The sequence below is a fragment of the Phaeobacter sp. CECT 5382 genome (genome assembly GCF_001457775.1).
Classification (GTDB): Bacteria; Pseudomonadota; Alphaproteobacteria; order Rhodobacterales; family Rhodobacteraceae; genus Pseudophaeobacter.
In genome coordinates this window covers 129,911-143,657 of record NZ_CYSG01000005.1, presented here as the reverse complement: position 1 = coordinate 143,657, position 13,747 = coordinate 129,911, and the positions used below count along the sequence as shown (strand labels likewise).

Sequence of the window (13,747 nt, the reverse complement as noted above, 5' to 3'; positions counted from 1 at the left end):
CAACAGCTTACCCTTCTGAAAGCCTCCCCAACGGGGGGCTTTCCTGCGCGCCCCCAACAAAGCCAATGCCCCCTGAGCGCCACTGTCTGTTGCAGAGGCTCCACAGCCCGCAGCCATCAAGAAACTCGTCGAAGCCATTGATTCTTGCAAAAATTCGCAAACTGCAGCACAGTGCCCGAAAGAACGGGCAAAAAGACCCGATTTTGAGGCGTGATCGGAAAGGCAGGTCACATGGAATTTCGACGGTTTATTGCGGCAGCCCTAACCGGGCTATCGCTTTTCTGTATATCTGCTCCAGACATGGTGCAGGCAAATGGGCTGCGAGTGGTCAAAAAGGGGACATCCGTCACTCTTGATGTGCCGATGAACCGCGCTGTTGTGGTCGAAAGCGATGATCCCTTCGCGGAGTTGAGCATTGCCAACCCCAGCATCGCGGATATTTCCTCTTTGTCGGATCGCACCATTTACGTTCTCGGAAAATCGCCCGGACTGACCACGCTGACCCTGCTTGATGCCTCTGGCAGATTGATCACCAACGTGAATGTCCGTGTCGCAGCCGATGTTTCTGAATTCAAGGAACGTCTGCGCCAGATCCTGCCCGGTGAAAAAATCGAAGTCCGCACCGCCAATGATGGCATCGTGCTGTCCGGCACAGTTTCCAGTTCATCGCGACTGCAGCGCGCCCTGGATCTGGCAGAACGCTATGCCCCAGACCGCGTCAGCAACCTGCTGAGCGTCGGCGGCGTGCAGCAGGTCATGCTGAAGGTCCGCTTTGCTGAAATGCAGCGGTCTGTCTCCAAGGCGCTCAAATCATCCGTAGCACTTGGCAATGCCGGTGGCGACGTGGCGGGTGAAACCGGAACCTGGCTTTTGGGCAACAACGGCCTTGGGAACCCCGTCGAAGTCTCTGATGGCACCACCAATGCGCTGGCCTTTCAATTTGGCGTCGGCTCCCTGCAAGTCGGCATACTGCTCGAAGCTCTCGAGAAAAAGGGTGTGGTACGGACCCTAGCGGAGCCCAATCTTTCTGCCCTTTCCGGTCAGGAAGCAAAATTCCTTGCCGGTGGCGAATACCCCATTCCGGTCTCGCAGGATGGCGGTGTCACCACCATCGAATTCAAACCATTCGGGATCGAGCTGAACTTCATTCCCCGCGTTGTGGACAAGAATCTGATCAACCTTGAACTCAAGGCGGCAGTTTCCGCCATTGATCCGACCAATTCCATCACCACAGGCGGGCTCTCCGTGAATGCTTTCTCGCGCCGCGAGACCTCCACTACTGTGGAATTGGGTGATGGCGAAAGCTTTGCCATTGCAGGCCTTGTACAGGATGAATTCCTCGACAATTCCTCGCAACTGCCCTGGATTGGCGATGTTCCGATCCTCGGTGCGTTGTTTCGCAGTGCAGACTATCAGCGCGAGCAGACCGAACTGGTCATTATCGTCAGCGCGCATCTTGTCTCTCCGACCCGCGGCGAGGCTCTGACCCTGCCAACGGATCGGTTGAAGCCGCCAAGCGAGGCAGATCTGTTCCTGTTCGGCCGCACTGAACGGGGCCAGAAGGGCCCTGCCAGCGAAGTCGCCAATCAAGATTTCAACGGCTCCTACGGCTACGTGCTGGACTGAAGAAAAAGGAAAACCGGGTAGATGATCACAAGAACACTGATCCTGGGACTGGTTCTCACCACCGCCTCCTGTGGCTATCGCGAAGCCGGAGAGCCCCTGGACGGCGCAGTCTTTGGCGTAGCTGCCAATGACAATGCCGCCGTCATGAGCGGTGAACGCGATTTTGCGGTTCAACTGGCTGAACGCTTTGCGCGGGAAGTGCCAACCACAATCAACTTCGATTTTGACGATGCCCGCCTAGACGGGACCGCCCGTGCGGTGCTTGACCGTCAGGCGGCCTGGATCAAACAATTCCCCGAAGTCAGGTTCCGTGTTTATGGCCATACTGATTCGGTTGGGGGCTCGGGCTACAACAAACAGCTTGGTCGCCGTCGCGCCCGCGCGGCAGTCAATTATCTGGTCTCCAAAGGCATCAGCCGCGCCCGGTTGGAGGCCATGGTCTCTTATGGTGAGACCCAGCCTCTGATCCTGACCAATACCCGCGAACGGCGCAATCGGCGCACCGTGACTCAGGTCAGCGGCTTTTACAAAGGTCATCCATCTGTTCTGGATGGAAAATATGCGCAGGTGGTCTATCGCGAGTATGTCGAAAGCGCCGTGCCAGCCACCACGCTGACAGTCGAAGAGTCTCTGTCGTCCAACCTGGAATAAGTATCGACAATCTTAAGATCTCTTAACAATTCCCAATAATTGGGGCTTTTTGGCCCCAATCTCGCCTAGATCTTCACCGACATTCGTCCTCAGAAGAAACCTGATCTCCATATTTGGCAGGTACCTTCGATAAAAAGAGGATGATCTCGATGAGCAGCGACCTACCGCAAACAGAACAATCTGCCATTGTTGCCTGCACCATCAGCCGTGATGTGCAGAACTTCGACCTCTTGATTGAAGACATGGAAACCGCACTGGGTGAAGCCTGGGGCGATTTGGGCTTTAACGAGACGCTGGCCTTTTTCTCGCAACCCGAAGCCGAGACGCTGGAATTCGTCGCCCTGGCGATGGATGCCGAGGATGAGGCAAATCTGGCTCTGATGGGCGAAATCATCACCCAAGCCAAGGCCCGCGACATCAAGGTGATCCTGATCGCCGAAGAGGTGAGCCCCGCCGCGCTGCATACCCTGCTGCGCCAGGGCGCCGACGAATTCATCCCCTACCCGCTGCCGGAACAGGAACTGCAGGCGGCCATCGAGCGTCTCAGCGCACCGGAACCCGAAGCAGCCCCGCCGAGCAACCTGCACCCGTTGCAGGCCGATGCGCGTCGCGAAGGCGCCGTAATTGTTTGTCATGGGCTGGCTGGCGGCACCGGGTCGACCACACTGGCGGTGAACCTCGCCTGGGAGCTGGCCGAGATGAGCGATCAGAAGACACCCTCTGTCTGCCTGCTGGATTTTGACATGCAGCAGGGTTCGGTCTCGACCTATCTGGACATTCCGCGCCGCGAAGTGGTGATGGAGATGCTGAGCGAGACCGAAAACATGGATGCGGATATGTTTGGTCAGGCCCTGATGCCTTTCCAGGACAAACTGCAGGTTCTGACAGCTCCCAGCGACATGATCCCGCTGGATTTCATCTCGGTCGAAGATGTCGAGCGAGTGGTCGAAATGGCGCGCAGCCATTTTGATTTTGTCATCATCGATATGCCACACACGCTGGTGCAATGGTCCGAAACCATTTTGCAGATGGCGCATGTCTATTTCGCATTGATCGAGCTGGACATGCGGTCGGCGCAAAATGCCCTGCGCCTGAAACGCGCCCTGCAATCCGAAGGCCTGCCCTTTGACAAACTGCGTTTTGCCCTGAACCGGGCCCCGAAATTCACCGACCTCAGCGGCAAAAGCCGGGTCAAGCGGATGGCCGAAAGCCTCGGAATTTCGATTGATCTGCAACTGCCTGATGGCGGCAAACCGATCACCCAAAGCTGTGATCACGGGCTGCCACTGGCAACCTCAAATGCCAAAAACCCCCTGCGTAAGGAGATCGCCAAACTGGCGCGCTCACTGCACGATCTGGGGGCCAGCGAGGCCGAGGCAGCCGCCTAGTTTCGGACAACTTTCATTTCAATGAGTAACCGGGGGGTCTCTCATGTTTTCCAAGTATAAGAAACAAACAGGTAAACCAAAGGTCGAGGCGCCCGTCGCCGAGGCGGCCGCAGCTGCGCCCGCAGAAAAAACCACGACCAGCCTGCGCCGCCCAATGGCACGTCTTGCCGCCGAGGCCACAGCGCAGGACAAGGACCGCAAGCGCCAGGAACGCCTGAGCGAGATCAAGGTACAGCTGCACCGCGACCTGTTGGAAAACCTCAACTTGGCAGCATTGGAAAACGCCCCCGAAGCAGAGCTGCGTGGCGAGATTTCAGCAATTGCTGCAGAGATTCTCGAAGAAAAGAGCATCGTGCTCAACCGCGAAGATCGTATGACCCTGAACAAGGAGCTCTACGACGAGGTTACCGGGCTCGGTCCACTAGAGACGCTTTTGCAGGACGACACCGTCAGCGACATTCTGGTCAACGGTCCCCACCAGATCTTTATTGAGCGCAGCGGCAAACTGCAGCTGAGCAATATTGCCTTCAAAGATGAAAAGCACCTGATGCGGATCATCGACAAGATCGTCTCGGCCGTGGGTCGGCGTGTTGATGAAAGTAACCCCTACGTCGATGCCCGTCTTGCGGATGGGTCTCGTTTCAACGCCATGGTACCCCCGGTTGCCGTGGATGGCTCGCTTGTGTCGATTCGAAAATTCAAAAAAGACAAGCTGGCAATTGATGATCTGGTTGAATTTGGTGCTTTCACGGAAGAAATGGCCGCCTATTTGCAGGCTGCTGTCTCCACCCGGCTGAATGTGATCGTGTCTGGCGGGACCGGTTCGGGTAAAACCACCACGCTGAACGCGCTATCTTCGTTCATTGATAATGCCGAACGCATCCTCACCATCGAGGATACGGCGGAATTGCAGCTGCAACAGACCCATGTGGGCCGGATGGAAAGCCGTCCGCCAAACGTTGAAGGCAAAGGCGAGGTCTCCCCCCGGGACTGCCTGAAGAACGCCCTGCGGATGCGCCCGGATCGCATCATCGTGGGGGAGACTCGCGGCGAAGAAGTGATCGACATGCTGCAGGCGATGAACACCGGCCACGATGGATCCATGACCACAATCCACGCCAACTCGGCGCGTGATGGTATCAGCCGCCTGGAAAACATGATCGCCATGGCCGGGATCGAAATGCCTCTCAAGGCGGTGCGCAGCCAGATCTCGTCAGCTGTGAACGTAATTGTGCAAGCCTCACGTCTGCAAGATGGCTCACGCCGGATGACCTCGATCACCGAGATCACCGGCATGGAAGGTGATGTGATTTCCATGCAGGAACTGTTCCGGTTTCAACGCGTTGGTCTGACGCCAGACAACAAGATCATCGGCCACTTCACGGCCACCGGCGTGCGCAGCCACTATTCCGAACGCTTCCGCCTTTGGGGCTATGATCTGCCGCCATCGATCTATGAACCCAGTGTGATGGAGGTCTGAAGATGCAATTAAGCGCAGAACCCATCATCTACATCCTGATCTTTGTCGGTGTCATCGTTCTGGTCGAAGGCATCTATCTGGTCGCCTTTGGCAAATCCATCAGCCTCAACAGTCAGGTCAACCGCCGTCTGGAGATGATGGAAAAAGGCAGCACCCGCGAACAGGTGCTCGAACAGCTGCGCAAGGAAATGGGGCAGCACGGGAAATCCCGCTCCATTCCGCTATATTCGCTGCTGGCCGAAAAGGCGCAAAAGGCGGCCATCGCCTTTAGCCCAAAACAGCTGATGCTGATCATGGCCGGTCTGGCCGTTTTTGCCTTTGTCGGCCTGAGCGTTGGCACCAGCACCCCGCTGGGTGTCCGGGTTCTTGCCTCGATCGTGATTGGCGTTGGTGGTGTGTTCTTCTGGGTCAACAACAAAGCCAAAAAACGCTTGGCTATGATCGAAGAGCAGCTGCCCGACGCAGTTGAGCTGATGGTCCGCAGCCTGCGGGTTGGCCACCCCTTTTCCTCAACCGTCCAGATCGTCGCCCAAGAAGTGGGGGATCCGCTGGCTACCGAATTTGGCATTATCGCCGATGAAAGCGCCTATGGTCGCGATGTTGGCGAAGCGCTCAAGGAAATGGCCGAACGCCTTGATATTCAAGACATGCGGTTCTTGTCGGTGGCCGTGACTATTCAGCAGCAGTCCGGTGGTAACCTCGCCGAAGTTCTGTCGGGCTTAGCCAAGGTAATCCGGGCGCGTTTCCGACTGTTTCGCCGGGTCAAGGCGATCACCGCCGAAGCGCAATGGTCGGGTAAATTTCTGTCCGCCTTTCCATTGCTGGCCCTTATTGGCCTCTTGGCCAAAGATCCCAATTACTATGACTCCGTGATGGATCACCCCTGGTTTATCCCGGCCTGTTTCCTGGTTGGTATCATGCTTGCCATCAACCTGTTCGTGATGCGGGTTCTGACCAACATCAAGGTTTGAGGAGCAAAAAATGAACATTATCGCCCCAATCGAGACCTTCCTGACAGGCCAGTTCGGCCCCTTCGGCCCCCTGCTTGTCCTCGGCGTGCTCGGGCTTGTCATGGTGCTTCTAGCATTGATGCTGCTGCTCAATCAGCCGGAAGATCCGCTGAAGAAACTACAACGCAGCATGGCCCCGGAAACCCGGAGCCAGCCGCAAAAGGAACGCCTGCGTCAGGGCAATCGCAACGAAAAGCTGCAGAAATTCGCCAGTTTCCTGGAACCGCAAAATGCCGAAGAGCTCTCGGCGATGGAGTTGAAACTGCGCCAGGCCGGCTACCAGTCCAAGGACGCGGTGCGCTTCTTTCACTTCGCACAGATGGCGCTTGGCCTTGTCGGGTTGGCGGCCGGGCTGTTCTATGTTTACGTGATGAACGCTGATTTCGAATTTGACGGCCAGGCCATGGCTCTGCGGATCATCGGGCCGGGTGGCGCTGGCTACATGTTGCCGAAATACTGGGTCACCCGCCGTATTGCCGAACGCAAGGAGCAGATCGAGGCAGGCTTTCCAGACTCGCTCGACATGATGCTGGTCTGCGTCGAAGCCGGGCAATCTCTGGACCAATCCATTGTACGGGTCGCCGACGAGCTGCGCGCTTCCTATCCGGATCTGGCCTTTGAATTTCAGATCGTCGCCAATGAAATGAAAGCCGGTAAAGACAAGGAAAAAGTCCTGCGCGATATGGGAACCCGCTGTGGTGTTCAGGATATCTCTTCCTTTGTTACCGTGATGATCCAATCGGCGGCCTTTGGTACCTCCATTGCCGAAGCCCTGCGGGTCTATGCCGGGGAAATGCGGGATAAACGCGTGATGCGCGCCGAAGAGGCCGCAAACAAGTTGCCAGTGAAGATGACCCTTGCCACAATGATGTTGACGGTGCCGCCGCTGCTGATCATCCTGGTCGGCCCCTCCATTCAAGGCATCACCAATATGGGCAACACTGGTAACTGATCGGGCAATTGATGACGACAGATTTCGAACGAGGCCCTCTCGTTCGCCATATCCGCACGGTAGCCGCCACCCTTGCGCTCGCAGGGGTGGCGGTTGGCTGTACAGAAAGCCGTCCTGCAGATCCGGCTGCGCTTTGGGCTCCGGGGGTTGATAGTCGCAAAGACGCCGAAGACGGGCTTGTCGTTGGTCACCGGCTGATGGCGGCCGGTGAATATGAACTGGCGTTGGATGCCTTTACTCGCGCCACATTGGATCACGGCCTCAGCGCCGAACTCCTGTCCAGTCTTGGTACGGCCAACCTCGGGCTTGGGCGGCTTGGTCAGGCCGAAGACCTGCTGCGGCGCGCCACCGCCAAGGAACCGGATTGGCCGGAACCGCTGAACAACCTCGGTATTGTACTGATGGAACAGGGCCAAACCTCGGAGGCGGTGCAGGTTTTCAAGCGGGCCTATGCGCTGGACAATGGCGAAAGTGACGCAATCCGGGATAATTTCCGCTTGGCACTCGAAAAACTTGAAAATCCCCCGCATAGTGATGCGCAAAGCACAGAAAACAACGACTATAAGTTGGTGCGGCAAGGCGGCGGGAGTTACGCGATTCGCAAAAACCCCTGATCGCAGAAGGCAGAGCAGCAAAAAGGACGCAAAAATGCGCCAAATGTTTCTATTCTCCGCATGCCTGGCAGGCGCCTTTGCGCTGTCCGCCTGCGAAAAAGACGCCGATGAAACCGTTGAACGCGCCTTTCAGGACGTGAACGTCATCGACGAAAGCAATCTCAATGATGTCATGCTCACGGTGGCGGACCCGAACGAGGCGGTGAATTATTTCCGCAATACGCTGAAAGAACACCCGGATCGGATTGATCTGCAGCGTGGTCTGGCGATTTCCCTGATCCGCGCCAAGCGCAACACCGAAGCAGTTTCGGCCTGGAAGAAAACCGTCGCGTTGCCCGGCGCCACCAGCGAAGACCGCACGCGGCTGGCCGATGCGCAGATCCGCACCAGCGACTGGGATGCCGCAAAGGCCACGTTGAACGCCATCCCCCCGACCCATGAAACCCACCAGCGCTACCGGCTGGAGGCCATGGTGGCGGATGCAGGCAAAGACTGGAAACGCGCCGACAGTTTTTATGAAATTGCCGCCGGGCTGACCACACGCCCCGCCAAGATCATGAACAATTGGGGCTATTCCAAGCTGACACGCGGCGACTATGCCGAGGCCGAGCGCCTGTTTGGCGAAGCCATCCAGCAGGACCGTGACCTGTTCACCGCCAAGAACAACCTGGTTCTGGCCCGCGGTGCCCAGCGTAACTACGCCCTGCCGGTCATCCCCATGACCCAGACGGAACAGGCGCAGCTGTTGCACACCCTTGCCCTCACGGCGGTAAAACAGGGGGACGTCAAGCTCGGCGAAGGCCTGTTGCGCGAGGCAGTAGCGACCCATCCGCAGCATTTTGAAGCCGCATCTAAGGCTCTTACAGCCCTGGAGAACGGCTGAAGATGACCTTTCTGGCCGGACCGGCAACGACCGCCCTTTGGTTCCTGCCTTTCGTGCTGCCGCTGTGCTATGCGGCGGCACTGACAGACCTGCGCGGCATGCGCATTCCCAACTGGATCAATGACTGCCTGGGCGGGTTGTTTGTGGTCCTTGGGGCTTTCCTCCTGCCGACCTGGACAGACTACGGCTGGCAGCTGCTGCATCTGCCGGTAGGGATCGGATTTGGGTTTCTCTTCTATAGTGCCGGCATGATTGGTGCAGGCGACGCCAAATTCGCGGGCGCTGCCGCACCCTATGTGGCCTTTGCCGACCTGCCCGCGCTGTTGATTATCTTTACTGCCAATCTGCTCGCCGCCTTTGTCACCCACCGGCTGGTCAAATACACACCGCTGCGCCGCCTCGCCCCCGACTGGCAAAGCTGGAACGTCGGCAGCAAGTTTCCCATGGGGCTGTGCCTTGGCGCGACACTTGCGATCTATCTCGGGCTGGTTGCAGCCTTTGGCAGCTAGACTGGGTTTGCCAAGCCCGTGCTAAGAAAACTCCCTATCCGAAGCTCATTAAAATCCTTGCGAAGCAGTCGCCAAATTGCTCGCAGATTGCCTCTCTCTCGCCACAGTGGTGAATAGACTGTTGCTCAACGCCTTTCCCAGCTTTGCTGTGGAATCTCAGCAATCGTGACAGTCAGAGCAGGCCCCAGATGAACATGCAAAACAGCCCCGTCACTGCCCCTCCCGCCCCCAAGGGCCTGGAGCAGATGAAGCTTCCGATCGTGATGATGCGGGACATCCTGCTGAAGACGATATTTCGCAAGAACGTCAATGTGGTCAGCGAAGTCGCCGAGGCCATCTGCCTGCCGATCCCGGTCACCCAGGAATTGATCGACATGGCCCGCGAGCAAAAGCTGCTGGAGGCCACCGGGACGCTGAATGCCAATAGCGGCAATGAGATGGGCTATCAGCTGACCGATGCAGGAAAATCACGTGCCCAGGACGCGCTGAGCCAGTCGGAATATTTTGGCGCGATGCCAGTACCGCTGGATGTCTACCGCGAACAGATCAAGCGCCAGTCGATCCGCAATATCATGGTGACGCGCAACCAGCTGGTGAATGCCATGGGCCATCTGGTGCTGCCCGACAGCCTGCTGGATCATCTTGGCCCCGCTGTCAGTGCCGGGCGCTCGATTCTGATGTATGGCCCACCCGGCAACGGCAAATCTTCGATTTCAAACGGGATCCGCGACGCGCTTGGCGATCATGTCTATGTGCCGCGTGCCATCGAATATGCCGGCCAGGTCATCACCGTCTATGACCCCATCGTGCATACTATGATTGATGAGGCCCCCGAAGACCCCACCGCCATTCGCCGACCCAAACGGTTCGACAGCCGCTATGTGAAATGCGAACGCCCAACCGTCATCACCGGCGGTGAGCTGTCGCTGGACATGCTGGATCTGGTTTATAACCCCACAGCGCGCACCTATCAGGCACCGCTGCAGCTGAAATCCACCGGCGGCATCTTCATCGTCGATGACCTTGGACGTCAAGCCGAGCCACCGCAGTCGCTGGTCAACCGCTGGATTGTTCCACTCGAAGAAAACAAAGACATTCTGGCGCTGCAATCGGGCGAAAAGTTCGAAGTGCCATTTGATACTCTGGTGATCTTTTCCACCAACTTTCATCCCAACGAGATCTTTGACCAGGCCGCCCTGCGCCGGATCTTTTTCAAGATCAAGATCGACGGGCCCAACCAGGAAAACTTCCTCAAGATCTTTGCCATGGTGGCGCGCAAGAAAGGTGTTCCGCTGGACGAAGGCGCGCTGGTGCACCTGCTGAAAGCGAAATATCCGACCATCGACAATACCTATGCCAACTATCAGCCGGTCTTTCTGATCGACCAGATGATTGCGATCTGCGAATTTGAGGGTATTCCCTATCAGATGTCGCCTGAATTGATCGACCGCGCCTGGGCCAACATGTTCGTCAAGGACGAACATATCGTCAAATAGCAGCCCGCAGCGGCGCGTTCTCAGAACGAAAAGGGGCCTCTCGGCCCCTTTTGTTTGCTGGTGTCTCTGCTGGGATCAGCCCGCAGCTAAGGGTCAGGAAACAGCACCTCGATCACCTGCATCTGACGGCCACGATCACCGCCTGTCAGGGATGCAATCGATGTCGTCTCATCCGCGACCAGACCAGCTGCGGCCAATTGTTCAAGGCCAGTGGTCACGTCCTGCCCGCTTAGCGCAATCACCGTGCCAACATCAGACAGCGCCATCGCCTGCATCACTTTTTGGGCCGGATTGCCGCCGCCTGCGACCGGCCAGAACGACAGCGCCAGCACCACGGCCCCCAGCGCCATGATGGCGCGCGCTGCCGGGCGCTTGAGATAGGTGGAGAAGGGACGCCAGTTCAGCACCAGATGCGCCGCAACTCCCAGCACCATCAACCAGCCCGCCCATTCATGCAGAGGTACATTCAGACCGCTATCCAAATGAAAAAACATCAGAATTCCCGTCACACCCATAATCAGGAACGAAGCAACAGTCAGGGGGGTGGCCCATTTACGCAACGACGACATCTCAAAACTCCTGTGTTCATCTTGCTTTTAAACCAAACGCAACCCGGCCGCTTTTCCGTCGCAGTTTTGTGAATTCTGTTCCGCCTGTTTCGGGATCAGACTATCCTCGCAGCATGACGAGGCTTCCTGACGTTCTGACATCCTGGTTCACCACACGCGACTGGTCCCTGCATCCGCATCAGCAAGAGATGTTGATACGCGCGCAGGCCCCCGCGACCCTGCTGATTGCCCCCACTGGCGGCGGCAAGACCATGGCTGGTTTTCTGCCTTCATTGGCCGATCTCGCAGATGGCAGCCATCAGGGGCTGCACACGCTCTATATCTCGCCGCTCAAAGCACTGGCGGCGGATATAAAACGCAATCTGCGCACACCTGTCGAAGAGATGGGCCTGCCCATCCGTATCGAGGACCGCACGGGCGACACGCCACAGTCCAGACGCCGCCGCCAGCGGGCAGATCCACCGCATATCCTGCTGACGACACCAGAAAGCCTTGCTCTGCTTACTTCATACGAGGATGTTGCGCGCACCTTCAAAGGTCTGCAGCGCATCGTCATCGATGAAATCCACGCGCTGGCCGAAAGCAAGCGCGGCGACCAGCTGATGCTGGCGATCAGCCGACTGCAAGCGCTATGTCCGGATCTGTGCCGGGTAGGTCTGTCAGCTACGGTAGAGAACCCGCAAGCCATCGCCCACTATCTTGCCCGCTATCCAGACCCCTGCCAGATCGTGCAGGCCGATCCCGGCCCTGCCCCCGATATCAAGATGCTAGAGACTGCCGAGGCCCCGCCCTGGGCCGGGGGTGGGGCGGCCCATGCCATTCCTGCAGTGCTGGCGCAGATCAAAGCACACAAGACGACACTGATCTTTCACAACACCCGCGCACAGGCAGAGATCTTCTTTCGCAACCTCTGGCTTGCCAATGATGCGGGGCTGCCCATCGGCATCCACCACGGATCACTGGATCGCACCCAGCGTGAAAGGGTCGAAGCCGCCATGCAGCGGGGCGAGCTGCGCGCCGTTGTCTGCACCGGATCCCTTGATCTGGGCATCGACTGGGGCGATGTCGATCTGGTGATCCAGATTGGTGCCCCCAAGAATGTCAAACGTCTGGTGCAACGCATTGGCCGCGCCAATCACCGCTATAATGCGCCATCCAAGGCCCTGCTGGTGCCCGCCAACCGGTTCGAGGTGGTGGAATGCCACGCAGCACTTGAGGCCGTGCGCGCTGGCGATCTTGACGCCAGCCCCGCAGCAACTGGCCCACGCGATGTCCTGTGCCAACATATTCTGATCCGGGCCTGCGCCGGGGAGTTTGCGGCAGAGGAACTTTATCGCGAGGTCATCACAGCCGGGGGCTATGCAGCGCTTTCGCGCAAAGACTTTGACGCCTGTCTCGAATTCTGCGCCACCGGCGGTTATGCCCTGCAACGCTATGATCAATGGCAGCGATTGCTGCAGCGCCCCGATGGCAACTGGCAGCTGCGCGATCCGCGCGCGACCCAAAGGATCCGGATGAATCTGGGCACCATTCAGGATGCTGACCTGCTCAAGGTCCGACTGAAACGCGCCCGGGGTGGCCGCCCGCTGGGTGAGATCGAAGAAGCCTTTGCCGCCACCCTGACACCGGGCGACAGTTTTTTGATCGGTGGTCAGGTGGTGCGCTATGAATCACTGCGCGACATGACGGTCGAGGTCAGCCGCACCCCGGGGCGCAAACCCAAGATCGCCGTCTTTTCCGGCAGTAAATTCGCCACCTCAACCGAGCTTTGCGACCGTATTCTACAGATCTTTGCCCAACCTGATTGGGCCAATCTACCACCGCATACAGCGGATTGGCTGCACCTACAGCGCCAGGTCTCGGAACTGCCTCGCCCCGGTCATTTGCTCATCGAGAGTTTCCCCCATGACGGGCGCGCCTATAGTTGCCTTTATGGGTTTGCCGGACGCAACGCCCAGCAGACCCTGGGATTGCTGCTGACCAAACGGATGGAGGAGCTGGGACTTGACCCGCTAGGCTTTGTCGCCACTGATTACGCGACCCTGATCTGGGGGCTTGAGCCGATCCTCGATCCTGCACCCTTGCTGAATATCCCAGACCTGCGCGCGGGGCTGGAGGGCTGGCTGGCAGGCAATGCAGTGATGAAACGCGCCTTTCGCGGGGCTGCCACCATTGCCGGGCTGATTGACCGCAACACGCCGGGCCAGCGCAAGAACGGGCGTCAGGCGACGTTTTCCTCCGACATTCTGTATGACACGTTGCGCAAATACGACCCCGATCATCTGCTGCTGGACATCACCCGCGAAGAAGCGCTGCGTGGACTGGTCGATTTTGGCCGCATCGAAGAGATGGTCCAGCGTATTCAGGGCAAGGTCACCCTGCGCAGGCTGGACCGGATCTCGCCGCTGGCCGCCCCGATGCTGCTGGAAATGGGCAAGGTTCCGGTCAAAGGCGCCGGGGCAGAAAAACTGCTGCTGCAAGAAACCCAAGCGCTGATGGCTCAATCCGGCCTTGGGGATCTGACGTGATCCGCGCTTGCACAGTTGTCCGTGCAGGCGCAAAACAAGCG

At 58.1% G+C, this 13,747-nt stretch carries 12 protein-coding genes; 11 read left to right on the top strand and 1 reads right to left on the bottom strand.

Annotated features, from left to right (window positions below; translation table 11 throughout):
- The first annotated feature begins 231 nt into the window (after positions 1-231).
- The 10 genes from PH5382_RS07580 (at position 232) to PH5382_RS07535 (ending at position 10,609) form a co-directional block, all read left to right on the top strand.
- A complete protein-coding gene (locus PH5382_RS07580; RefSeq protein ID WP_058333758.1) occupies positions 232-1,626 on the top strand; it encodes a type II and III secretion system protein family protein in 1,395 nt (464 codons plus the stop codon).
- Positions 1,627-1,647: 21 nt separating this feature from the next.
- Complete coding sequence (locus PH5382_RS07575) at positions 1,648-2,277, top strand: OmpA family protein (protein ID WP_058333757.1); 630 nt, start codon at positions 1,648-1,650, stop codon at positions 2,275-2,277.
- A gap of 149 nt (positions 2,278-2,426) precedes the next feature.
- Positions 2,427-3,665: an AAA family ATPase gene (locus PH5382_RS07570; protein WP_058333756.1), complete on the top strand. Its 1,239-nt coding sequence runs from the start codon at positions 2,427-2,429 to the stop codon at positions 3,663-3,665.
- A 43-nt stretch (positions 3,666-3,708) separates the two neighbouring features.
- Positions 3,709-5,145: a CpaF family protein gene (locus PH5382_RS07565; protein ID WP_058333755.1), complete on the top strand. Its 1,437-nt coding sequence runs from the start codon at positions 3,709-3,711 to the stop codon at positions 5,143-5,145.
- Between the two features lie 2 nt (positions 5,146-5,147).
- Entirely contained in the window at positions 5,148-6,116 is a 969-nt protein-coding gene (locus PH5382_RS07560; protein WP_058333754.1) for a type II secretion system F family protein, read from the top strand.
- A 10-nt stretch (positions 6,117-6,126) separates the two neighbouring features.
- The gene (locus PH5382_RS07555; protein ID WP_058333753.1) at positions 6,127-7,107 is read left to right on the top strand and encodes a type II secretion system F family protein; all 981 of its coding nucleotides are present in this window, start codon (positions 6,127-6,129) and stop codon (positions 7,105-7,107) included.
- Between the two features lie 11 nt (positions 7,108-7,118).
- Positions 7,119-7,721: a tetratricopeptide repeat protein gene (locus PH5382_RS07550; RefSeq protein WP_058333752.1), complete on the top strand. Its 603-nt coding sequence runs from the start codon at positions 7,119-7,121 to the stop codon at positions 7,719-7,721.
- Positions 7,722-7,755: 34 nt separating this feature from the next.
- Positions 7,756-8,604: a tetratricopeptide repeat protein gene (locus PH5382_RS07545; RefSeq protein WP_058333751.1), complete on the top strand. Its 849-nt coding sequence runs from the start codon at positions 7,756-7,758 to the stop codon at positions 8,602-8,604.
- A gap of 2 nt (positions 8,605-8,606) precedes the next feature.
- Entirely contained in the window at positions 8,607-9,113 is a 507-nt protein-coding gene (locus tag PH5382_RS07540; protein WP_058333750.1) for a prepilin peptidase, read from the top strand.
- A 188-nt stretch (positions 9,114-9,301) separates the two neighbouring features.
- Entirely contained in the window at positions 9,302-10,609 is a 1,308-nt protein-coding gene (locus PH5382_RS07535) for a hypothetical protein (RefSeq protein WP_058333749.1), read from the top strand.
- 86 nt (positions 10,610-10,695) lie between these two features.
- On the opposite strand, the gene PH5382_RS07530 is transcribed toward PH5382_RS07535, so the two are convergent.
- Positions 10,696-11,178 carry a DUF4405 domain-containing protein gene (locus PH5382_RS07530; protein ID WP_058333748.1) on the bottom strand — a complete coding sequence of 161 codons (483 nt, stop codon included), beginning with the start codon at positions 11,176-11,178 and terminating at the stop codon, positions 10,696-10,698.
- A 113-nt stretch (positions 11,179-11,291) separates the two neighbouring features.
- On the opposite strand from PH5382_RS07530, the gene PH5382_RS07525 reads away from it, so the two are divergent.
- Positions 11,292-13,706, top strand: a complete 2,415-nt coding sequence (locus tag PH5382_RS07525) for a ligase-associated DNA damage response DEXH box helicase (protein ID WP_058333747.1) — start codon at positions 11,292-11,294, stop codon at positions 13,704-13,706.
- Positions 13,707-13,747 lie beyond the last annotated feature (41 nt).